The organism is Alkalimonas sp. NCh-2, from assembly GCF_039631345.1.
In the GTDB taxonomy this organism is placed as follows: Bacteria; Pseudomonadota; Gammaproteobacteria; order Enterobacterales; family Alteromonadaceae; genus Alkalimonas; species Alkalimonas mucilaginosa.
The window spans coordinates 208,470-232,207 of sequence record NZ_JBDIUV010000006.1 but is presented as its reverse complement, the minus strand read 5'-3'; the positions used below and the strand labels follow the sequence as shown (position 1 = coordinate 232,207).

Annotated in this window: 17 protein-coding genes and 1 pseudogene; 7 read left to right on the top strand and 11 right to left on the bottom strand. The window is 51.4% G+C overall.

What is annotated here, in order from left to right; genetic code table 11:
- Positions 1-71: 71 nt before the first annotated feature.
- From ABC502_RS15455 to ABC502_RS15435, 5 genes and pseudogenes are all read right to left on the bottom strand, one after another.
- Positions 72-194, bottom strand: a pseudogene (locus ABC502_RS15455) (glutamate racemase); the annotation flags it as partial.
- A 6-nt stretch (positions 195-200) separates the two neighbouring features.
- A complete protein-coding gene (locus tag ABC502_RS15450; protein WP_345916534.1) occupies positions 201-1,067 on the bottom strand; it encodes an EamA family transporter in 867 nt (288 codons plus the stop codon).
- A 184-nt stretch (positions 1,068-1,251) separates the two neighbouring features.
- Complete coding sequence (locus ABC502_RS15445; RefSeq protein ID WP_330087116.1) at positions 1,252-3,411, bottom strand: prolyl oligopeptidase family serine peptidase; 2,160 nt, start codon at positions 3,409-3,411, stop codon at positions 1,252-1,254.
- Between the two features lie 189 nt (positions 3,412-3,600).
- Entirely contained in the window at positions 3,601-7,404 is a 3,804-nt protein-coding gene (gene putA, locus ABC502_RS15440; RefSeq protein WP_345916533.1) for a bifunctional proline dehydrogenase/L-glutamate gamma-semialdehyde dehydrogenase PutA, read from the bottom strand.
- 261 nt (positions 7,405-7,665) lie between these two features.
- The gene (locus ABC502_RS15435) at positions 7,666-7,965 is read right to left on the bottom strand and encodes a YebG family protein (RefSeq protein WP_330087114.1); all 300 of its coding nucleotides are present in this window, start codon (positions 7,963-7,965) and stop codon (positions 7,666-7,668) included.
- A gap of 147 nt (positions 7,966-8,112) precedes the next feature.
- Here ABC502_RS15435 and ABC502_RS15430 point away from each other — a divergent pair, with 147 nt between their 5' ends.
- On the top strand, positions 8,113-9,417 hold the full coding sequence (locus ABC502_RS15430; protein WP_345916532.1) for an anti-phage deoxyguanosine triphosphatase: 1,305 nt from the start codon (positions 8,113-8,115) through the stop codon (positions 9,415-9,417).
- Between the two features lie 39 nt (positions 9,418-9,456).
- Here ABC502_RS15430 and ABC502_RS15425 read toward each other — a convergent pair whose 3' ends face one another.
- Entirely contained in the window at positions 9,457-12,312 is a 2,856-nt protein-coding gene (locus tag ABC502_RS15425) for a TonB-dependent receptor (RefSeq protein WP_345916531.1), read from the bottom strand.
- 287 nt (positions 12,313-12,599) lie between these two features.
- On the opposite strand from ABC502_RS15425, the gene ABC502_RS15420 reads away from it, so the two are divergent.
- The 6 genes from ABC502_RS15420 (at position 12,600) to ABC502_RS15395 (ending at position 17,731) form a co-directional block, all read left to right on the top strand.
- A complete protein-coding gene (locus ABC502_RS15420; protein WP_330087111.1) occupies positions 12,600-12,998 on the top strand; it encodes a hypothetical protein in 399 nt (132 codons plus the stop codon).
- Positions 12,999-13,116: 118 nt separating this feature from the next.
- Positions 13,117-13,911, top strand: coding sequence for an ABC transporter ATP-binding protein (locus ABC502_RS15415; RefSeq protein WP_330087110.1), 795 nt, complete (start codon positions 13,117-13,119; stop codon positions 13,909-13,911).
- Positions 13,904-14,893, top strand: coding sequence for an iron ABC transporter permease (locus ABC502_RS15410; RefSeq protein ID WP_345916530.1), 990 nt, complete (start codon positions 13,904-13,906; stop codon positions 14,891-14,893). The genes ABC502_RS15415 and ABC502_RS15410 overlap by 8 nt, the downstream gene beginning before the upstream one ends.
- Positions 14,894-14,896: 3 nt before the next feature.
- Complete coding sequence (gene cobO, locus ABC502_RS15405; protein ID WP_345916528.1) at positions 14,897-15,499, top strand: cob(I)yrinic acid a,c-diamide adenosyltransferase; 603 nt, start codon at positions 14,897-14,899, stop codon at positions 15,497-15,499.
- Positions 15,496-16,323, top strand: coding sequence for a cobalamin-binding protein (locus tag ABC502_RS15400; protein ID WP_345916527.1), 828 nt, complete (start codon positions 15,496-15,498; stop codon positions 16,321-16,323). Before cobO ends, ABC502_RS15400 begins: the two co-directional genes overlap by 4 nt.
- A gap of 115 nt (positions 16,324-16,438) precedes the next feature.
- Entirely contained in the window at positions 16,439-17,731 is a 1,293-nt protein-coding gene (locus ABC502_RS15395) for a cyanophycinase (RefSeq protein WP_345916526.1), read from the top strand.
- A gap of 36 nt (positions 17,732-17,767) precedes the next feature.
- Here the strand turns inward: ABC502_RS15395 and ABC502_RS15390 are convergent, their stop codons facing one another.
- From ABC502_RS15390 to ABC502_RS15370, 5 genes are all read right to left on the bottom strand, one after another.
- Positions 17,768-18,805: a patatin-like phospholipase family protein gene (locus ABC502_RS15390; protein ID WP_345916525.1), complete on the bottom strand. Its 1,038-nt coding sequence runs from the start codon at positions 18,803-18,805 to the stop codon at positions 17,768-17,770.
- Entirely contained in the window at positions 18,802-20,091 is a 1,290-nt protein-coding gene (locus ABC502_RS15385; RefSeq protein WP_345916523.1) for an anti-phage deoxyguanosine triphosphatase, read from the bottom strand. Before ABC502_RS15385 ends, ABC502_RS15390 begins: the two co-directional genes overlap by 4 nt.
- A 66-nt stretch (positions 20,092-20,157) precedes the next feature.
- Complete coding sequence (locus ABC502_RS15380; protein WP_345916522.1) at positions 20,158-21,552, bottom strand: alanine/glycine:cation symporter family protein; 1,395 nt, start codon at positions 21,550-21,552, stop codon at positions 20,158-20,160.
- A gap of 8 nt (positions 21,553-21,560) precedes the next feature.
- Positions 21,561-22,775, bottom strand: coding sequence for a pyridoxal phosphate-dependent aminotransferase (locus ABC502_RS15375; RefSeq protein WP_330087102.1), 1,215 nt, complete (start codon positions 22,773-22,775; stop codon positions 21,561-21,563).
- A gap of 146 nt (positions 22,776-22,921) precedes the next feature.
- Positions 22,922-23,542, bottom strand: coding sequence for a hypothetical protein (locus ABC502_RS15370; RefSeq protein ID WP_330087101.1), 621 nt, complete (start codon positions 23,540-23,542; stop codon positions 22,922-22,924).
- Positions 23,543-23,738: the final 196 nt, after the last annotated feature.

The following is a 23,738-nucleotide window of genomic DNA, read 5'->3' as shown; positions in this document are numbered from 1 at the left end:
CGTGATCAGCTGGGATGATCAAACGTTGTGTGCTTTGAAAGCCATGGTGCGCAAAGCTATCTGTCAGGTGGGTAAGGTAACCAGGCATTATCACAGCAGTAGCTGAGCGGCATCTCCGGGTGATGCCGCCTTAAAGCCTGCGCAATGGAAAGACCACCTACACCAGAGTCAAAAATCAATACGGGTCCTATCATAAGCTGCTACCTGAGCTGAGCAGGCTGGCGCTGATAACTGACCAGCCAAAGTGCCAGTAGCATGATGCCTGCTCCTACCGACAGGCGCAGTAAGTCGGTATCCCGGTTCCACAATAGTAAATTGACGATAAGTCCTGCCGGGATCAGCACATTGTTCATGGTTGCTAACTGGCCGCTGTTGACCTTGGTAGCTCCAAGGTTCCACAGAAAATAACCCAGACCGGATGCTACTACTCCCAGCCAGAGCAGGATGCTCCATTGCAATACTGTGGTTGGGTATTGAGGGGTACCGAGCAGCAGCCAGGCTGGCAGAGCAATCAGCAGAGCACCTAGATAAAACCAGCCAAAAATCGTATGCTGCGCAGGTTGTGTTGCGGCAGGCCAATGTGCCAGCCGGTATTTGTACAGTACCTGGCCGCTGGCAAAGCAGAGGTTGGCTCCTTGCACCACCAGAAAGCCCAGCCAGAAATCGTCTGTCAGGCTGTTCCAGCGCATCACCGCAGCACCAGTGATGGCCAGCACAGCGCTGAGCAAATAGCGGCGATGAAAGCGTCCCTCCAGCAGATCATGCAGCAAAGTAATGTAGACCGGCGTGAAGATGGTAAACACCAGCACCTCGGGCACACTCAGCAGCAAAAAAGACTGATAATAGAACAGATACATCAGTCCAAGCTGAATGGCACCAATAGCCATCAGTTGAGCGGCTATGTGCGGGGCAACTTTATGGCGCAGTAACCAAGGCAAAAACACCACCGCAGCCAGCACGACCCGGCTTAGTACCGAGAAATATGCATCCACCTGACCGGCCAGGTAGACCCCAATCAGCGAAAATGAAAAAGCCCAGAGCAGGGTAACGACCCAAAGGTACAGCATGCTATGTGTTCCGGCATGGTTAAAGTGCGGGCGCTAGCATGCCGTAAAGCCGGCTTTAGATCCAGCACCAAATTGTATCACGCTGTCCCGCTGTACCGGAACTTACGTTGTGGTTACCAGTTGGTATCGGAGCAAACGGAAGGACGGCGCCCTTGGGCGCCGTTGTTACGGGCGGAGTGCGCTGTTATTGCTTCGGTAGTTCCTCATACCCCATGTTGTACAGGATAAAGGAAAATACATCGGCGGCCTGATCGATGATCATCGATACCGGCATACCCGCACCATGGCCGGCATTAACATCTACCCGGATCAGTTGCGGGTGCTTACCACCGTCTTTGGCTTGCAGCTCTGCCACGTACTTGAACGAGTGGGCAGGGACCACTCGATCATCATGATCAGCCGTGGTGACCATGGTAGCCGGATGATTCACACCTGCCCGCACATTGTGTACCGGCGAGTAACCAAGCAAGTATTCGAACATGGCCTCACTTTGATCCGCGGTACCGTAATCGTATGCCCAGCCGGCGCCGGCAGTAAAGGTGTGGTAACGCAGCATATCCAGCACTCCAACTGCCGGGATAGCGACTTTGAACAGTTCAGGGCGCTGGGTAGAAGCTGCAGCAACCAGCAGGCCTCCATTGGAGCCACCACGAATCGCCAGCTTTTCGGCACTGGTGTACTTACTGTCAATCAGGTATTCAGCGGCAGCAATAAAGTCATCAAACACATTTTGCCGGTTCATCTGACGGCCTGCATCGTGCCAGTCTTTGCCATACTCACCGCCACCACGGATGTTGGCGACGGCATAAATACCGCCCATATCCATCCAGACCGCATTGGAAACACTGAAGGAGGGAGTAAGGCTGACATTAAAACCACCGTAACCGTACAGAATGGTCGGGTTGTTGCCATCGCGCTGCAGATCAGTACGGTAGCTGATGATCATTGGGATGCGGGTGCCATCTTTCGAGCTGTAAAATACCTGCTCCGAAGTGTAGTTGGCAGGATCGAAGCTGGTGTCTGGTCGGTTATACAAAGCGGTTTCACCGCTGTGTGGATCCAGTTGATAGATGCTGCCAGGGCTGATGTAGTTGGTAAAGCTAAAATAAAGCGTTTCAGCATCGGTTTTGCCGTTAAAACCGCCGGCACTGCCAACGCCAGGCAGTTCAATTTGGCGAACCAGTTTACCCTCGTAATCAAACTGCTTTACCTTAGCGACAGCATCGACAATGTAATTGGCGAAGATGAAACCGGCGCCGGTAGAGGCTCGGAGTACATGTTCGGTTTGCGGGATCAGTTCCTGCCAGTATTCAGGCTGAGGTTTGGCCGCTTTTGCAACCACCACACGGCGATTTGGTGCATCACGGTTGGTCACTAAAAACAGTTGATCGCCTTTTGATGTCAGGAAGTTGACATCGTGTGTGGGTGTATCAACAATCGCTGTAAAGCCGTCGGCTGGTTTGGTTAGATCTTTGATGAAAAGCTTATTGCCCGAGGTAGATACTGCTGCTGAGACCAGCAAGTAGCGATCATCTTCCGTCACGGTGGCACCGACATAGCGGTGTTGCTCTGCTTCGGCAGCGCCAAAAATCACCTGATCGTCTGATTGTGGTGTCCCAAGCTTGTGGTAGTACAACTTGTGCTGATCGGTCATGGCAGAGAGCTCGCTGCCATCCGGCTTGTCGTAGCTGGAGTAGTAGAAGCCTTCATTACCAAACCAGCTGATACCACTGAATTTGATATCGACCAGTACGTCGCCGATTTGCTGGCCGGTCTTGGTATCGATTACAATAATTTTACGCCAGTCGCTGCCGCCCTCGGAGATAGCATAAGCAGCCAGACTGCCATCACGGGAGAATCGAATCGTAGCCAGTGAGGTGGTGCCATCTGCACTGAATGTGTTGGGATCGAGAAACACTTCTGGTTCACTACCATCTTTTTGCCGGTAGAGCACAAACTGGTTTTGCAGGCCATCGTTGCGGTAAAAATAGGTATAGTCTCCTTCCTGAAAAGGAGCACCTAAGCGTTCAAAGTTCCAGGAGTCCTGCAGGCGTTGTCGGATGTTGCTTCGATAAGGGATGTGTTCCAGATAAGCGAAGGTCAGTTCATTCTGGGCTTTTACCCAGGCTTCGGTTTCGCTGCTGCGATCATCTTCCAGCCAGCGGTATGGATCGGCGACTTGCCGGCCAAAGTAGTGGTCTACCACTGAGCCGCGATTGGTCTCTGGGTAGCTTAGATTGTGTGGACTTTGGCTGTTGTGGTGTTGGGATGCATCGGTAATGGATTGGCCTCCACTGCAGGCGGTTAACAGCGCAGCTGTAATCAAGGGCAGGGTGTATTTCATGCAGGTATAAACTCCAATGATTGTTGTTATTTTTTAGCAAGGTTAACAAAATAAAGGCATAAAGCCCATGCTGGTTGGGTGCTGCTGGCCGCAGAAAGTCTACGGACTATGGCTTTGTGGCTACCTTGGTGTAAAAAAGCCGGACCATCAAAGCATGTCCGGCTAGCTGAGAGAGGCTAGTGGTAGCCTTTACTCTTCATCTTCTACCAGCGTCATCAGCGAGGTATTACCACCGGATGCAGTGGTATCGATGCTGATGGTCTTTTCTGTGACCAGGCGTTTGATCAAAGTATCGTAATATTCGGCACTGATCACCGGCAAAATGGCACCCTGGCGTTGAGCCAGTTGCTGGCTGAAGTAGCCCAAGCGTGAGGAGCGGGCGGCAACCACAGCCCCTGCCAGGTGTGGGTGGGCCAAAATAGCTTGCAACTGATTGGGCCTGGCAACCTGAAAGACGCCCTCAGCAACACCGGTGGCGATAAACTTGTCTTTAAAGGCAACGGCTTCTTCGTAAAACAATTCTGATGCAACAGTGATGACTGTATTACCGGCCGCAAGGGCGGTGATAATAGATATCGCCCAGAAGTTAAAAGAAGTACTCTTATCGGCATAGCAGACCACACAACCACGAGGTTCAATATGCAGAGTATTCGATTCGCCGGTCGGTCCTGGCAAGGTGATAGACTTGCGCATGTGTTTTTCCAACCGGTTGAGCTGTGCGCGGGCATCGGCCAGCGTCATGGCCAGATCATCCGCCAGCTCGTCGATTATATCTACCGTCGCGATTTTTGCTAAAAGCTGGCGAACAGCGGAAACCCGGTCATTCAAGGGGGTGGAGCGCCAGATTTTTTCATCACGCAGCGAGTTTGCCATCAGAATAGCTACCTGCTCATCCGCATCCTCGGTATGGTGCAAGTCCAGCTCGTCTGGAGTCAGGCTGGTCATTTGTACATTATCCGGTGAGGCTTTCTCTTTCACCAGTCGCTGCAGGTAGTTCGGGCCGCCGGCTTTGGGGCCAGTACCGGATAAACCACGGCCACCAAAAGGTTGCACGCCGACAATGGCACCAATCATATTGCGGTTGATATAAACATTACCAGCCCGTGACATCCTGGCCAGGTATTCGCAACGGTCTTCAATCCGTGAGTGCACACCCATGGTAAGTCCGTAGCCGGTACCATTGATTTGATCAATCACCTGGTCCAGCTCATTGGCTTTGTATCGAATGATGTGCACGCAAGGACCAAATACTTCCCGCTTCAGGACAGACAAGTCCTTAATTTCATACAAGCGGGGAGCAAAAAAGAAGGCGCCATTGGTGGTGTTGTCCGGGATAGGGCATTGGTAAAGCAACTTGGCTTTGTCTTGCAGGTCATTGACATGCTCGGTCAGGCTTTTTAATGCCTTGGCATCAATGACTGGGCCAATATCGGTCGATAATAAAGACGGATCGCCGACATTAAGCTCTTTCAAAGCTCCTATCAGCATGGCAATAATGCTATCGGCCACATCATCCTGGATAAACAGCACCCGCAGTGCAGAGCAGCGCTGACCTGCACTTTGGAAACCGGAGCTAATCACATCATCTACCACCTGTTCCGGCAGGGCGGTGGAATCGACAATCATGCAGTTTTGACCGCCGGTTTCGGCTATCAGTGGCACTTGCGTATCGCTACGGGCAGCCAGTGTTTGCGAAATAATGGTCCCTGTCTCGGTGGAGCCGGTAAACATTACAGCCTGAATCCGGGGATCGGGCACTATCACTTTCCCCACCTCACTGCCGCGGGCAATCACCGGCTGGACAACGTGCTCTGGCATACCAACTGACAGCATCAATTCTATGGTTCGCAGTGCAATCAGGCTGGTTTGCTCGGCCGGTTTTGCTATCACCGTATTACCGGTAACGATGGCAGCAGCAACCTGCCCCAGGAAAATCGCCAGCGGGAAGTTCCAGGGGCTGATACACAGAATAACGCCCCGTGCTTCAAAGCGCTCATCGGTAGCCAGCTCTTCAGCCCTGGCTGCGTAGTAGCGACAAAAGTCAACGGCTTCCCGCACTTCATCGATCCCATCCTGGGCAACTTTACCTGCTTCTTTGATGCAAAGTGCTACCAACTCATCATGATGCCGCTCCAGAATATCAGCAATACGGCGCAATAGGTTGGCCCGTTCTTTAACATCCGTGGCAGACCAGCTTTGAAAGGCAGCTTCGGCATTGGCAAGCAAAGCCTGCATTTCATCCGCGCTGTGCAGCCGGACAGAACCTATCACTTCCTGGTGATTGGCGGGGTTTTTTACCGGCAAAGCATCTTCAGCTAGCTGGCTGGCATCAATACGGTGTTCTTCAAACCAGCGCGCCAGGTTCTCTTTAAAGGGCGTGATGGTATTGATATCGGTCAGATCCATGCCTTTGGAGTTGGCACGCTCCGCTCCGTACAAATCGATGGGCATTCTAATCTGGTTATTATGCTTATTGCGCAGGCCTTGCAGGGTTTCAACCGGGTCGGGCAGCAGAGCTTCTACCGGCTTGCTGGTATCCACAATAGCGTTAACAAAAGACGAGTTAGCGCCATTTTCCAGCAAACGCCGCACCAGATAGGCCAGCAAGTTTTCGTGTTGACCAACAGGTGCGTAAACGCGGCACTGAATTTTTTCTTCTTGCACAATTTGATCGAACAGCGATTCTCCCATACCATGCAGGCGCTGGAACTCAAAGCCGACATTATTGCCTTTCGCTACTTCCAGAATAGTGGCTGCAGTGTAGGCATTATGGGTGGCAAATTGCGGGTAGAGCACATCGCGGGCTTCCAGCAACTTTATTGCGCAGGCTTTGTAGCAAACATCGGTGGTCGCTTTGCGGGTAAAGACCGGAAAATGCGCTAAACCAAGCTGCTGGGTTGTTTTAATTTCAGTATCCCAGTAGGCTCCTTTTACCAGACGGACCATCAGTTTACGGCCCACTCTGCGGGCCAGCTCCGTGACCCATTCAATAACGAAAATAGCCCGCTTTTGATAGGCCTGAACTGCTAAACCAAAGCCATTCCAATCACCCAGTGCATCGTCACTGAAGACGGCTTCAATTACATCCAGTGACATATCCAACCGATCGGCTTCTTCGGCATCCACGGTAAAACCAATGTCGTACTGTTTGGCGATCAAAGCCAGAGCTTTTAACTTGGGTACCAACTCATTCATCACCCGATCGCGGTGGCTGAACTCATAGCGCGGATGGATGGCGGACAACTTAACGGAAATTCCCGGACTTTTAATGGGCCCCCGGCCATTGGCAGCTTTGCCAATGGCATGGGTTGCGTCCAGGTAGTTTTGGTAGTAAAAGTCGGCATCCTTCATGGTGCGGGCCCCTTCGCCCAGCATGTCGTACGAGTAGACGTAGCCTTTTTGCTCTTTGTCCGCGGCTCGTTCAATGGCGTCTTCAATGGTTTGGCCCATCACAAACTGCTTGCCCATGATTTTCATGGCAAAGTTGACCGACTTGCGGATCACTGGCTCACCAAGGCGACCAATGGTTTTTTTCAGGATGCCAAATTGCTGAGCCTTGGTTTTATCGCTGTAATTTACCATCTTGCCGGTGACCAGCAGGCCCCAGGAGGATGCATTGACAAATAAGGAGTCGCTGCTACCGAGATGTGAGCTCCAATCGCCTTTGGCCAGCTTGTCGCGGATCAGCAAGTCCTGAGTACGTTTATCCGGCACCCGTAACAGGGCTTCGGCCAGACACATCAATACCACTCCTTCCTCACTGGAGAGGGAAAACTCATTCAATAAGGCATCAATACCGCCCTGGCCATCCTGATCTTTACGGATGTTGTGCACAATTTGTCGTGCCCGCTCCCAGGCTCGGCTGCGGGCTTTTACACCCACCTCGGCCAGCGGCAGGATATGGTTGATGACTTCGTTCTCATCAATGCGGTAAAAATCACGGATTTTTTGTCTGATGGGGCAATCGGTGGTCAGGTCACCATGAAATAGCATAGCTTGGTCCTTTCATTCTGCGGCGCAGACGCTTGCAACACGACTGCAGTTTTTCGTGACGTATGGCTGGTATTCTAAAGAAAAATACACAGTAGATGTTGGTTTAATCGCTACTTTGGCCATGACATTACAGGGCATAACTGCTGATTTACCCTATAAAATACTGCCTGTATGGTGGCAAGCATAGCCTATCCAGCATAAAAATGACGTCTAAACCAACACCAACAGGTGTTAGTTTATACAGGGCAAGAGGGGAAAAGCTTAGGCTGCCTGCTCTTTGGCGGTCGTTGCCGGTGAGCTTGGCGTGGCTTTTGTTTTGGTGGGTGCTGCTTTGCGTTTATTGCTTAGCAGGCTTATCAGCTCATCCTTATGTTGTGCCAGATACAAGGCCAAAGCTTCCTGGGTTGCCTGCTCAGGGATGAGAGTGCTGTGCTCGAGAAATTCGGTTAACTCATCTGCAATATCCAACATTTTATCGTAGGCATCTGCTTCTGCTTTTGAGCTAAAAGTCATCTTTTCTTCTCCGTTTCGCTCGACCACGTACTTGACGATAACCGCCATCTTGTCTCCTTAGATAGGTTGATGATAACGAACTGTCTATTTATACAGTTGTTGGTGGCCAATGTCCAGCCATTGGCCGCTTTTTGTTTGTTGCCGCATCTGGTGGTAGATTAGGCATCATCCGTTGACCAATGACAGGAAGACAAGATGTGGGAGAGCAGGCGCAGTTATCAGCACGGCAATGCACCGAAAGCTTTTAATTCAAATTCTGCAGATAAGGACGCGCAACGTGATCGTGCCCGTATTATTCATTCGGAAGCTTTTCGACGCCTGCAGGCTAAAACCCAGGTGCTTGGTGTTGGCGAGCATGACTTTTATCGCACGCGATTAACACACTCGCTGGAGGTTGCCCAGATTGGCTCTGGTATTTGTGAGCAGTTGCGCGAACGCTATGCGGATCATGCCGATTATCTGGAATGGTTGCCAAGCCTGAGCCAGATTGAAGCAATCTGTCTGGCGCACGATATGGGACATCCACCTTTTGGTCATGGTGGAGAGGTAGCGCTGAATTACTACATGCATGCAAAGGGTGGCTTTGAAGGCAATGGCCAGACTTTGCGCATTATGGCCCACCTTGGGGAGTACTCTCCCCAGCATGGCCTGGATTTAACCCGGCGTACCATGTTGGGTGTACTCAAGTACCCGGTGTTGCATCGTGACGTGGCTTGCTACCCGATCGAACTGGCTGAGTGCAGCAGCAACATTGACAGCTACAAGCCCCCTAAGTGCATTCATGATGATGATGACAGCGTGCTGGCCTGGGTACTGTCTGCTTTGCCGCCTGAAGATGCACAGTTGTTTCGCAGCATCAACACTGAAGGCAGTAGGCCCAAGGCTTGTTTCAAAGGTTTTGATACCGCCATTATGGAGCTGGCCGATGATATCTCTTACGGGGTGCACGATCTGGAGGATGTGTTGGCATTGCGTTTGGTCACAGAGCGGGCCTGGCAAGAGGATGTGCTGAATAAACTCAGTGGCAATGATGTGATTTCAAAAGCGTTGGACTTCTACAATCGTAAGTTGTTTTCTGAGTCGAGCACCGATCGTAAGCATGCCATCAGCCGGTTGATCGGTTATTTTTTGCCGGAAATATCCATTGTCAGACAGCAGCGTTTTGCGACGCCTTTGCTGGATCTGCAGGTGCAGTTATCGGCGGAAGCCAGCGCGCCGTTGCAAATCTTAAAAGACTTTGTTTACAAACATGTGATCCGCCGGCCAGAGGTGCAAACCCTGGAATACAAAGGACAGCAACTGGTGATGAAACTGTTTGCGGTGCTTAGGGATAATCCGGAGCGGTTGTTGCCGCCTGTGGTGTTGGCGCGTTATCAGCAGACAGCCCAGCAAGATCGCGTAATTTGTGACTATGTAGCTGGCATGACGGATAGCTATGCCATTAAGTTGTACCAGAAAATTTTCAGCCCGGATATGGGCTCGGTGTTTGATCGGCTGTAAAACGATAAAGGGGGCGCGAGCCCCCGATGTGAACAGGCTTTAGAATTGAAGCCTGGTTTGCAAGTACCAGAAACGGCTGCCAGGCATCTCGTAATTGGAAGGATCATAACCATTCAGGGTACAGGATAGGCAAATAGGTGGCTCTTTGCCAAACAGGTTGTTCAGTCCAATCACAACCTGCAAACCACTGAGTAGCTCATCCGTCTGCCAGCTAAATTGCACATCATGGTAGACCACAGAGCCAAGGCGGTTTTTGCCTGTTTCCGGACGATTTTGGCAAACGGCAAAGCTGGCAGCGCGGCCACAACTTTCTGTTAATTCACTCAGGTAACGCATGGTCCAGCTGGCATTGAGGATGTCGTTGCCCCAGTTAAAGTTCAGGTTGCTGCTAAAACGGGGAATACCACTGTTGTTTACTTCCACAGCCACGGTTCTTGGTTGACGCTCATTGTTGGCATCAAATACCCGATGATAATTCATCATGGTGGTGCGCCAGTCGACCCGGAGTTGGCCATAGTCGGTGGCTGGCTGCAGCCAGCTGATGTCAAAATCCACACCTGAGGTGTCGATTTTACCGATGTTGGTCAGGGCATTGCTAAAGTTATCAATGGCACCTAAGGCATTGCGCTGAATACCCCCACAGAAATCATCACGCAGGGTTTGTACACAAAGATTGAGCTGGGTTTGTGCATCCAATGCCTGAATCGCCCCTTTCAGTTTGTGCCGATACCAGCTGACACTGAAATCCAGGCGCTCCGACCAACTGGTTTGGCTGGCAAACTCGGGGCTATAGACCAAGCCGAAGTTGTTACTGGTAGAGGTTTCCGGTTCTAACTCCCGGTTACCGCCTGTGATGATGCCGATCTGTGGGTTGGGTTGTTCATAGCTGGCAGGGACTCCCAGCGCAGCACAATTGGCTTGAATGCCCGCATCAGTTGGTGCCGAGCAAGGATCGGTCAGTACAGCATCGAAACCACTGGCAGAGCCAAATAATTCACCAATATTAGGTGCCCGAAATCCTTCAGCCCAGCTACCCCGTAACAACAGTTGGCTCGATAGTTGCCAGCGCAGGCCAGCTTTACTGGTTAGCTCGCTGCCAAAGGTAGAATAATCCGAGAAACGGCTTGCCAGGCTCAGATCCAACTGGTCGGCAAATGCCAGGTCACGCAACACAGGAATGCTGAGTTCTGCATAGACTTCATTAACATGGTAGCTTCCCGAGGTGGGGGAGGAAACGACGCCATTGTATTCACCAGCTACGGTTAAGCCATCAGGGCGATAGTTACCGCGGTATTTGCGGTACTCCCAGCCGGTGGCAAAAGCCAGCTCGCCGGCAGGTAAGCTGACGAGCTCACCGCTCAGGTTGGCCGAGAACAGATTCAGAGTGTTTTCACTGTTATCCCGCACCACTGGTTGGATATAAGTCAACATGTCCGGAGTCAGTGCATTGGCACCAAACAGGTTCAGGGGGACACAGCCCGCTTCGGCCTGGCAGTTGGCTATAGGGCCTAAACCAGTCGCCAAGCGTCTGGCATTGTAACTGCCAAAGTTAAGCTGTTCGGCCCGGTTGGTACTATAGGCGGCATTGATATCCCAGTTAAACCAACGGTCGCTGTGAATAAAATCACCACTGAAACCAGTTGATAGATAAAAGGTATCGACGGTTTGCTCAAAACGGCGCGGGCCGCCCTCTAACGGACGGTAAGCCAGCATCAGCAGGTTTGGATCCTCACCGCCAGCCACCAAATCAAAACCAAAGGGGTTGTAGGGGTTGTCGGCTGCAATGGTCAGATTATCGGCCCAGAAATTGGTAGGGTTAGCCGTGCCGATAAAGAGTGGCTCTGCGGCGGCCTGGTTGGTGCTCTTGCGTTGGTTATAAAGACCACGAAGATACCACTGGGTCTGTGCTGTTAGCTGGTAACGCTGTTGTGCGAATAATGACGAGCGTTTGTTTGGTGTTTGTAGCAAGTTGTACTCGGCATAATTAAAGCGATCATCGTCGCTAAAGCAGCTGAAATTATCGCTACGCTCACAGCCAGTTAATGCTGGATCATAGGCTGGGCTGCTGCTGGTAGGAAATAGCGCTTGTCGTTGGTTGGTGTTCGGATCAATAAAATCGATCAAACCTGCTGGTATGGCCGCGCTACCCAGCGCATTGCCCGTACCAGGGTAGGGCAGGCTGGATTGGGCACGTGTATTGGATGCTACCGCTTTTTGGTCAAAAAAGCTGGCCGCAATGAAAAAGCTGTGCCGTTCAACCTCGCCGCCAAAGCTAAGCTCTAGCTGGCCTTGATCACCATCCCCTTTGGTAAACTGCCCAAAGCGTGCATTCAATGCTGCCCCGTTTTGTGATTGACGGGTAATGATATTGACCACGCCGGCAATGGCATCGGAGCCGTAAATGGATGATGCACCATCTTCCAGCACTTCAATGCGATCAACAATCGCCATTGGGATGGTATTTAAATCAACAACGCCGCCAACACCCGACGCAGAGCTTTCATTGACCCACCGCAGGCCGTCGACTAAGACCAGCACCCGCTGGGTACCCAGATGCCGTAAGTCTACAGTACTGGCACCGGCACCAACACCACCACCGTCGGGTGGAAAACCAAAGTTTCCGCTGGAATTAAAGCGGGTATTTAATGCTGAACCAGAGGCTGTAATGGACTGCAGTAAGTCACCGATCGAACTCATGCCCGAGCGATCGATGTAATCCCTGTCCAATATTTGCACCGGATTGTGTCCTTCCAGTTCGGATTGCCGTATCCGGCTACCGGTCACCTGGATGCGCTCGACATCCGTTGCTTGTTCCCTTTGTTGTGCCTGTAGACTGGCGGGCAGAGTACTGAGTGCACTGAGTGCCAGAAAGATCCCACTGTAGTGATAACGCATAATTCCTCCGTAGTTGTTATCATTATTTATTGTTTTAAATTTAATTGATGTTTTAGTGTCACCTTATTGGTGCACCAGGTTTCATACTAGACAAAGGAAACAATATGGCAATAAATTGGGTGTTTACCTGTTAATTTTTTTGTATTCATAAATTTACAATGTTTTTTATCGTAACAGTGGCAGGCTGGAAGGCAGCAAAAAAATGTGCTTATTTGGTCGGCAACGTTGAAAAAACGCCGGTTTCTGTTTAGATTGAATCTACAGCAATAAGATAGGGATGACGTAGGATGAAAAAGTGCTTGATAGCGATTGTATTCAGTGCAATTGCAGCCAGCTCCTGGCAGTTGGATGCTTCGACCAAGGATTACCGCTTACTGACGGTTGCGGGTTATCTGAACTTTTATTTACTCAATCTAAATGCCTGCCAGGATTTTCATCCGGCAGTGCGGCAATCGGCCTATCAGGCGGAAGCACAACTGTACCCCTGGTTGAATAAACTTCAAACGAAGATTGAAGCATCCAATGATTTTGATTCCGCCATGCTGGCTGGTATTGTGCTACGTCGTCGTGCCATGCTGAACGATCAAATTGAAGACAATGATTTCACGGTGGATCATTGTCAGGCCATTGTGCAGATTCTTAGTACTGAAGGTCTGGATGAGACCCTGCTATCCGTCTTAAATTAAACCGGATCTGCAGCAAGTGAAACCAGCTACGGCTGGTTTTGTTGTTTCTGAAAACCGCAATCCATTTCTATGATTTTCTGTTACAATCCGTCAACTTACCTCAATCGTGGATCCTAAGGTGGCATCAGCTGTATTGCAATTGCAAAATGTGTCCTTGCAATTAGGGCAGCGTACCGTGCTGGACCAGATATCCTGCAGTGTTGCTGCTGGCCGGGTGCTTGGTGTCGTTGGCCCCAACGGGGCCGGCAAGAGCTCTTTGTTGCGATTGTTGTATGGCGAGTTGCAGGCCAGCCAGGGCCAGGTATTATTTCACCATAAAGCCATCAGCAGTTATCGGCGGGCTGAACTGGCGCGGCAGATGGCGGTGGTGATGCAAAGTCCTATGCCTGTGTTTAGTCTAACCACCGAGCAAATGGTGATGCTGGGACTGGTACCGCACAAACGCTGGTTTGATCCAACCACCAGCCAGGATTACCATCAACTGGAACTGGCTTTGTTAAAAACCGGTTTGCTGGCGTTGCGTCATAAAAAGCTGGCAGAACTCTCCGGCGGTGAGTTGCAACGGGCTTTTATTGCCAGGGCTTTGGTACAAAATGCCCGGGTGCTGCTGCTGGATGAGCCGACCAACCATCTGGATGTGCACTATCAACACCAAATTTTGCAGTTGATCCGCCAACTTAATCTGACCATTGTTTGCTGCCTGCACGATTTGAATCTGGCAGCCAGTTATTGCGATGACATTTTGCTGCTTGATAACGGCCGTTTGCAGGCCTTTGGTACTGCACAGCAGGTGCTGACCGCTGAGCGGTTGAGCCAGGTGTTTCAGCAGCCATGTCTGATGCTGCCTCATGCGCAGCTGGAAAGACCGGTGATCCATTTTTATGCTAAAAAGCCCGGAGAGCACCATGGCTAGGGCTGGCTATTTTCGTTGGCTGCTGGCACTCGTTGCCTTGCTGTTCACTTTATTGATGAGCATCCGTCTTGGCAGTGCCGCCCTGTCTTATGGTCAAATCTGGCATATTCTGACTACGTCAGATAGCAATGCCACCTTTCAGGCGATTATTTGGCAAATTCGCTTACCACGCATAGCCATGGCCTTTTTTGCCGGGGCAGGCCTGGCCATCTGCGGGGCTTTGTTGCAAAACATGAGCCGAAACCCCTTGGCGGACCCCTATTTATTTGGCCTGACAGCCGGTGCCGGTCTTGGAGCCAGCTTGTCGATGATTGTTTTTCCCGAGCAGCAGTTGCCCTTGGCGTTGTCGGCTTTTGTGGGAGCCAGCCTGGCTGTGCTGCTGGTGGTATTGGTTTGTATTCGTCATGGCTGGCAGCAATTGCAGGTGATGTTACTGGCCGGGGTTGCTGTGTCTTTTATGCTGAGTGCGATCAGCAGCTTTATTTTGTATTTTGCAGAGCCTTTTGCTGCCAACAGGGTGATCTTTTGGTTGATGGGGAGCTTAAGCCGGAGTGACTGGCACGGTGTGGCAGTGGTAGCTCCAGCTGTGCTCTGTCTCTTGCTGGTGGCACTCGCTTTTCGCCGGCAGTTGGATGCCATGTTACTGCATGACGAGAGTGCCCGTACTTTGGGTGTGTCGGTAGAGCGGGTGCGATTGTTTTTCTTACTTGGCACCTCTGCAGTCACTGCTTTTATTGTGGCGCAATGCGGTGGTATCGCTTTTGTCGGCTTGATGATTCCTCACCTGGTACGACAATGGTTTGGAGTGACCATGCTGCCTCTGTTGCTGGGTTCTGCCCTGGTGGGAGGCATTTTTTTAATCTGGGTGGATAACTTTGCGCGCAGTTTGTTTATGCAGCAAGAAATTCCCCTGGGTGTTATTACTTCCTTACTGGGGAGCGTGTTTTTTCTGCTGCTACTACGGCGGCAACAAGCGGGATGAACCATGACAGACGATTACAAAGCAAAGCGGCATCGAGCCCGGCAACAGCAACTAAAGGAGCAAGTAGACCAGGCGGTTGCTAAAGCCGATCAGGATAAAGGCCTGCTATTGGTGCTTACCGGTAATGGCAAGGGCAAATCAACGGCTGGCTTTGGCACAGTGACACGTGCCGTCGGCCACGGTTACAAAGCGGCTGTGGTGCAGTTCATCAAAGGCGACTGGCCGTGCGGGGAGCGTAACCTGCTGCAGCAGCATGGCGTGCCTTTCGCTGTTATGGCCACTGGCTTTACCTGGGATACGCAGGATAAAACTGCTGATATGGCCGCTGCAAACAGTGTCTGGCAGCAAGCAAAAGCTTTTTTAACGGATGAAAGCATTGACTTGGTGTTGTTGGACGAGTTGACGTACATGTTGAGTTATCACTATCTGGATTTGGATGAAGTCCTGACCTGTATTCGCCAGCGGCCAGCTGGTCAACATGTGGTGGTGACTGGTCGGAATTGCCATCGCCGCTTGCTGGAGCTGGCTGATACGGTGAGCGATATACAGGTGGTTAAACATGCGTTTGATGCCGGCATTCGTGCGCAGCAGGGGGTGGATTGGTGAAGTGGTTTGCACTGTTGCTGTGTTTTCTACTGCTGGCACCTGTTGCAGCAAAACCAGAGCGTATTATTTCGCTGGCTCCCCATATTACCGAGTTATTGTATGATATAGGAGCGGGTGATCAGTTGGTGGCGGTCAGTGACTTTAGCAACTACCCTGAGGCTGCTCAAGCCTTACCCAGTGTTGCTAACTACGCGCATATTCAGTTGGAGGCGGTTTTGGCCCTGCAGCCTGATTTGGTGATTGCCTGGCGAACGGGAAATCCGCAATCCGATCTTGCGCGTTTGAAACAACTGGGTGTGCGGGTGTTTTACTCCGATCCGTTGCAACTGGACGACATTGCGCCTGAGTTACGCCGTTTAGGAGCCATCACCGGCAACGAACAACTGGCCGAACAGCGGGCTGCTGCTTATGAACAGGCTTTGGCAGCACTGCGGCAGCAGTACCAGCAATTGACCCCGGTACGGGTATTTTTTGCGATGTCACAGCAACCACTGTCTACCGTAGCCAATGCCGCCTGGCCCCAGTTGATGCTGGAGGTCTGCGCTGCCGAGAATCCCTTCGCAGTCAATAGCGCTGATTATCCACAATTAGGGCCGGAGCAATTGCTGCTGGCAAATCCTGAATTGATCATTCAACCTTCGGTAGGTGCGCAGGCTATCCGGCCTGAACAATGGCAGCAGTACGCCAGTCTGATTGCGGTACAAAAACAGCAGTTTCTGGCGGTCGATGCTGATCTGATGTATCGCTTTACCCGGCGGAGTCTGGATGGGATCCAAGCGCTTTGTGAGGGCATAGACCAGGTTCGTCAACACAGGGTCGATTGATTTTACTGCAATCACCAGGTTTTTTTTGCTAAGCTTTTGGCTGGCCACAGGCCGTTACCCGATAATAAAAGCAACAGGGTATCCAAATTACAAAGATAACAATGGAGCAAAAAAAGTGAAGTATTCAATCCTAATGCTGGTCGCCTGCCTGGCGATAATTGGTTGTTCAAAAAAAGATCCCGAACCCCGTATCACTGAGAAAGGTGCACTGGTGATAGTAGGTGGGGCACTCAGTACCAGTAATGCAGCAGTCTACCAACGGTTTATAGAGCTGGCGGGTGGACCTATTCAAGCGCGCATTGCGGTAATCCCGGCAGCCAGTGGCCAACCTGTGCACTATTTTGAGCAGTTCCGAGATGACATGCTGCATTACGGCCTTACCAAAGATCAAGTGACCTTATTACCTATCGCTGTGATGGATGATCGCAGTACCGCCGATGTCGATGAAAGCAGTTGGGCACAGGGTGGGCATGATAAGCAGTTGGCGAAATCTTTGGAGCAATACACCGCCGTCTGGTTTCTGGGAGGCGATCAGACCCGAATTACCAAAACGCTGTTGCCTGATAACAAAGCCACGCCGGTATTGACGGCTGTACGTGACTTGTATCAGCGTGGAGGGGTGGTAGCGGGCACCAGTGCCGGTGCAGCGATGATGAGTGATGTGATGATTGCCGGTGGTGATTCCTGGCATGCCCTGATGCAGCCGCCAGCTGAGCGCTATGAGGGCATGCAGGATCAGGAAGCCGGCCCTCTGATTTTGCGTACCGGTCTTGGCTTTTTTAAAGACGGCATCATCGACCAGCACTTTGATCGCAAGTCGCGCTTTGGCCGCTTGCTGGTTGCCGTGCAGCAAAATCGTGCCCTATACCCGGTAGGTTATGGCGTTGATGAAGACGCTGCTCTGATCTATTACCCACAACGTCGTGAAATTGAAGCCCTGGGCTATGGTGGTGTCACCATTATCGATGTCCGCGAAGCACGTAAAATCAACAATTCGCATGGTTACCATATGGAAGACGTCCGTATTAGCTTTATTCAGGGTGGTGACAGATACCATGTTGGTGAGCATCGTTTTATTCCGCACCCGGCTAAATCTGCGACCATTGGCCGTGAGTACCTGGATCTTGCTGAGCCAGTAGTGGTCTCGGGAGTGTTCAGCCGGAACAGTCGTTTAAAGGATTTAATTGGCTTTGATTTGGTGGATAACAAAGGAGCCAGTGAAGTAGTGAGCTATCTGCACCAAGGCGAGGGACTGGGTTTCACACTGCGCTTTCGTCAGGATGACAAAACACAGGGCTACTGGCAGTACCTGGATGGCATGAAAGACAACAGCAGTGCTGCTTTTGTGCTGCTGGATGTGGTGCCAAGCCGCTTTAGTATTACCGAGCTCAGCCCTGGCAGCCCATAACTTTGCGTCTCATGGTTGGAGCTGCAGATGCAATGACTAGCAGAGTGGCTCCAACTGGTAATGGCCTGCTTTAAAATCCTCTGCCAGCTCGTGAGAGCGGGCAATCACTTCCCGCCAGTCATGGATCCGTGCTTTATCCGGCCGATTAAAATCCTTGCGATCAGGGATTTTTGCACCAGGCAGAGAAGCCACCCAGTCAGCAGTAGGGCACAGTAGCACGACATTGTGGTAGTGAGCAGAGAACTTACGCCGCCATGGCAGCGACTTGTCGAACCAGCCTGGGGCAATGTAAGGATAAAAGTGTGGATAAAGCACCAGACCGTGCTGGCTGAAAGGCCAGTCAAAATGATAATCGGTGACGCCACCATCGTAAAACAGCCCCCGACCTGCGCCGGGGATATCCTGCACTGGGTCCAGCACCAGCGGTATGGAGCCACTGGCCTGCAATGCCGGTAACAGATTTTGTTCACTCAGTTGAATGGTGCGGGTAGGTAAGTCCTGCAGTGGGTTTTTGGCTAACTGACTGTCGGGTGCATAAAACAAGCAGCGCTCAAAGAAAAAGCGTAAATGTCGACGGCTGGCTAAGTTAGCAGCTGCAGTCAGGCTTAAGCCTGCCAGTTGCCCAACTTTATGACGTGAACGTGTCAAAGCTCTGGCGCGTGCTACCGTGAAGTTCAGCTTAAATAGCGGGTTGTTGATGACTTCATGGATTTTATCGGGATCCGGGAAAACGCGCTTAATCACCGTCATCGAAATATCAGTAATTTCTTTGCTGCTGGCTTTGGCCGGGTAACACAAGGTGGAGTAGGCATCGCAAAAGCGCTGGCTGGCTGCAACCGGATCTTGCTGAGCATAACAGGCAAAGCGCCAGGCACCGGCCGAACTGCCCAGCAGCTGCAGTGGTTGCTGACGACCTTGGAAAAACTCACCGGTCAGGTACTGGTCCAGCCCAAATAAACTAAACCACTTGGGTCCGCCACTGGCACCAACCAAGGTGGTGATGTCGTTGGCATTCAAGCCATGCTGCTGAATATGGGCCAGAGCAGTGGGCCCGGCTAAAACACGTAACCTCATAAAGCGCCAAACAACTTCTGGTACATGGTTTCGGCGTATTCATCGGTCATACCCGACAAATAATCGCAGATCACCCGCAAACCAAGGCCATCCTTTTGTGCCTGTTGCCAGCGTTGCTGGGTATTTTGTGGCAGCAAACGGCTCGGATCCGAGGCAAAGGCGTCAAACATCTTTAGCAGCATGTTCTGGCAACGAAAGCGGGCTTGTTGAATATCGGGTTGGCTGATGACATTGCGAAACACGAAACCTTTCAGCAGTTCCAGCAGTTGTTGCTGTGGTGCTGGCAGCCTGGCATTAAAACGGATCAGGGGTTCGCTCGCATCCGGCAGGCATTCATACAACTCTGCCGAGGTAATAAAGGCATTGACCAAAGCGCCGATGGCATTTTTACGCAGATGATGCTCAGGCCGGAACAGCGCATCCGTGACCGGTTGCATTAGTTGCTGCATGGCTTGTGGTAAGGCAGCAACCGCGGCCGGGATCTGAGCGCGCCACTGCTCTTCGCTGGCATAGCCGGTGACGATGGCATCTTCCAAATCATGCACACCGTAGGCAATGTCGTCGGCCAGCTCCATAATGGAGGCATCCAGCGATTTATAGCACGACTTTTGCCAGGGGCTTTGCCCAAGCCGTTCCAGTTGCTGAAACAAAGCACGATCAGTGGCGCTAAGCGGAGCCAGCACCCAATCCAGCACATCGGAGTCTTCATGGAATACCGATTTCACCGCTTTCCATGGGGTCAGGCTCAGCGGTGACGGTTCGCTGTTATCCCCCAACTGCTCAGGCGGCAGCACCGGGTATTTCAGCAAGCCAAGTAAAGTACGGCGGGTCAGATCCATGCCATGCTGTTCGGTGTAGGGTTCCAGTTTGCTGACAATACGAAAGGTCTGGCCATTGCCTTCAAACCCCCCGGCATGCAGCATTTTGTAATTCAGCGCCGTTTCGCCGCCATGGCCAAAAGGTGGATGGCCAATATCATGTGCCAGGCATAAGGCTTCCATCAGACTTTCTTCTGGCAACTGTTTGGCCAGCTCTGGCTGTTGCTGGTACCGGCGCTTTAGCTGATTGACCAGGCCGGTGCCGATCTGAGCCGCTTCCAATGAGTGCGTCAGGCGGGTGCGGTAAAAATCATTCTGGCCGACTCCCATGATCTGGGTTTTTGCCTGTAAACGGCGAAAAGCCGCTGAGTGCAAAATGCGAGCGCGATCGCGCTGCCAGGGAGTGCGTTGATCATGCTGCCGGTTCAACGAGCGGTCAGAGCGCCGCTCCAGCCAGGGTGTACTCATGCCATCTTCCTTATGTTCAAACACTATCTTACGTTAAAGCCTACTTAGGGTCGAGCCCTCCATCAATTAGGACTTTAACTGGCGCAAGTATTCTTTTAAGTCGCGTTTCACCTCGGGCATCAGCAGGTAAATAGCCAGAATATTGGGTACTGCCATCAGGAAAATCATCGAGTCGATAAAATTAAACACCGCCAGGATATTGGGTACGGCGCCAATGGAGACCACCAGGCAAAACAGCACTTTAAACAGGTTTTGTACCCGGCTGGTTTCACCAAAGATATAGCTCCAGGATTTCAGGCCGTAGTAAGACCAGCTGATGACGGTGGAAAAGCCAAACAGCAGCAGTGCGACCATCAGCACCAGTGGAAACCAGTCAAATACGCTGGCAAAAGCACTGGAAGTAAGGCGCACGCCATCCAGATCACTGCCGAGGTAAGCACCGGTTAAAATGATCACCAGAGCAGTGATGGTGCAGATCACCACGGTATCAATAAAGGGTTCGAGCAGGGCGACAAAACCCTGTGACACCGGGTGCCGTGTTTGTGCCGCTGCATGGGCAATCGGTGAAGAGCCAATCCCTGCTTCGTTGGAGTAGGCAGCCCGGCGAAATCCCTGAATAAGCACCCCAATAAAGCCACCATAGGCGGCTTCAGGGGCAAAGGCGCCATAGACGATGGTCATCAAAGCCGCGGGCACGGCATCCAGGTGGCTGCCAATAATCACCAGCGCCGCCAGCAGGTAGATAGCGCACATCAGGGGTACTAGCCGGCTGGTAACATTGGCAATGCTTTTGATCCCGCCGATAATTACTACCGCCACCAGCAGGGCGTAGATAGCACCAAACAGCCAGGCATTGTCAAAGCCCGTGACGCCTTTGACCTGAGCATAGCCCTGATTGACATGGACAAAACCGGCCGAGCCAAAGACACAGGCCATGGCAAAGAAAATCGCCAGGGCCTTACCAAGACGTGGCAGCTTGAATTTGCGAAGTGCCACTTCAATGTAGTACATAGGGCCGCCAGAGTAGCTGCCATCGGCTGCCTGATGGCGGTATTTAACGGCCAGGGTACATTCGACAAATTTCAGCGACATCCCCAGTAAGCCAGCCAGGATCATCCAAAAAGTGGCGCCTGGACCTCCCAGTGTAATGGCCACAGCAACACCGGCAATATTGCCAGTACCAACGGTCCCCGATAAGGCGGTGGATAACGCCTGAAACGGAGTGATATCGCCTTGCTGGCGTGGGTCCTTGTAACGGCCGGAGACTACGTTTAATGCATGGCCAAAACCACGCACATTGATAAAACCCAGATAAAAGGTACTGAACAAAGCGCCGGCCATCAGCCAGAGCACCACCACTGGCAGCTCGGCGCCGCCAACCGGGATGGCATAGAATACCGCGGACGATAACTGGTTGGTAAACCACTCAAAGGCGTGACGAAAGCCGGGCTCAGTAGTCATGGCAAACCCTATTGTTGGTAGCTGCCTAAAAACTGCTGTAAGCGGTCAATGGCTTGTTCCAGCTGCTCTTTGTGTGGCAAAAAAACAATACGAAAGTGATCCGGTTCTGGCCAGTTAAAAGCGCGACCATGCACCAACAGAACTTTGTGCTGCCGCAAAAAATCCAGCACCATCAACTCATCGTCTCTCACTTTTATTTTACTGCGATCGATCTTCGGGAACAGGTACATGGCCCCTTTGGGGCGGGTGCAGCTTAGCCCGGGTATTTGATTGATCTGTTGCCAGGCGGCATCCATCTGTTCGTAAAGACGGCCTCCCGGGGCTGTTAACTCAAAAATACTTTGGTAACCACCGAGTGCGGTTTGCACTGCGTGCTGGCATGGCACATTGGCACAAAGACGCATAGAAGCCAGAATACGCAGGCCATCGACATAGTGCTGAGCCTGACGTTTGGCACCGGAAATAAATAACCAACCAACGCGAAAGCCGGCGATACGGTAATTCTTTGATAAACCACCAAAGGTGAGCAGCAGCAAGTCATCGCATAACGCCGCTGTGCTGGTATGCTCGGTCCCATCGTACAGAATTTTGTCGTAGATTTCGTCGCTAAGCACCACCAGCTGGTGCTGACGGGCAATTTCCAGCAAGGCCAGCAGCACTTCGTTTGAATAAACCGCTCCGGTGGGGTTGTTTGGGTTAATCAGCACCAGCGCTTTGGTTTTTTTGCTGATTTTGCTGCGCAAGTCATCCAGATCCGGCGCCCAATCCTGTTGCTCATCGCAGCGATAATGCCGGGCTTTGCCACCGGCTAAGTTCACCGCCGCTGTCCAAAGCGGGTAATCAGGCGAGGGGATCAAGACTTCATCGTCGTTATTGAGTAATCCCTGCAGTGCCATCAGGATGAGTTCTGACACCCCATTGCCAATAAACACATCATCGGCATCGGCACCACGAATTCCACGTTGTTGATAATATTGCGCCACAGCAACCCGGGCCGGATAAATACCCTGAGAGTCGGAGTAGCCCTGGGCTGTTGGCAAGTTGTGTATCACATGCTTTAGAATTTCATCCGGTGCTTCAAAGCCAAAGGGGGCAGGGTTGCCGATATTGAGTTTTAAAATACGGTGGCCTTCTTCCTCCATCCGTTTGGCTTCCTGTGCCACAGGGCCGCGGATATCGTAACAGACCCCTTCGAGCTTGCTTGAGCGTTGGATGGGCTTCATAAGGGCTACTTTGCTTCTTGGTTTATACGTCTGGATAGCCAGATACTACCTGATCTGAACCGGCAAAAGAAAGCCAAAAGCAGGGCTTTTGGCTGCAAAATGATTATTTTTTTCGCGTAACCGCTAAACCCATTACTTCAGTAAAACTAGTTCAGATGCGTCAGGCTGATATCACCGACACCAACATTGGCTTTGAACTCTGTGTTACCTTGCCCGGTCCATTCCAAGGAGCCGCCGACCAAATGGCGGTCTGCTTTGAAGTTACTGGGAGCATTGTGCAGGTTGACATTACCAACACCAGCCGATAATTCAATACGCTGATACTGCTCAGCATTCAAGCTGCTACTGATTTGGCCGACCCCAACATCAATTTCATAACTGCTGCTGATGTTGTTGGCATAAAATTGGCCTACCCCAAGATCAGCTTTTACAGCCAGTTCAGCAGGTACGGTCAATTGCCAGTGTTGTTTGGTGTTGTCTTTAGGAATGCTCAGGCGCAAAGTATTGCCTTCTCGCTGTTGACGCAGCTCGGCATTGCCAACTTTGTAGCTAAAGAACCACCAGCGCTTTTCTCCACGCACATCCACCGTGAGTAGAATGCGATCAGTATTTGCCGGCGTGATCTGAATCTGACCAACACCCACTTCGATCAGCAGCTGTTGCAGTGATGAGGCATCCAGCTCAAGTTCAAGCCGCTTTTCGTCTGCATGGCTGGGACTTAGCGCACTAAATAGCAGGAGCATGGTGATTAAAAGCACTTTTTTCATGGTAATTTCCTTTCGTTTGCATACATAAAAGCAAGGTTTTACAGCTTTAAAGCACTAATTATGCCAAAAAATATTTGTTATTTATTATCAAGAACTTAGCTCTGTATAAGGCTGGAATGTGCACATCAAGTGTACAGAAAAGTTCGTGCATTTGATGATTTAAGGGTAAAATACACTATAAAAGGTGGTTGCAGAT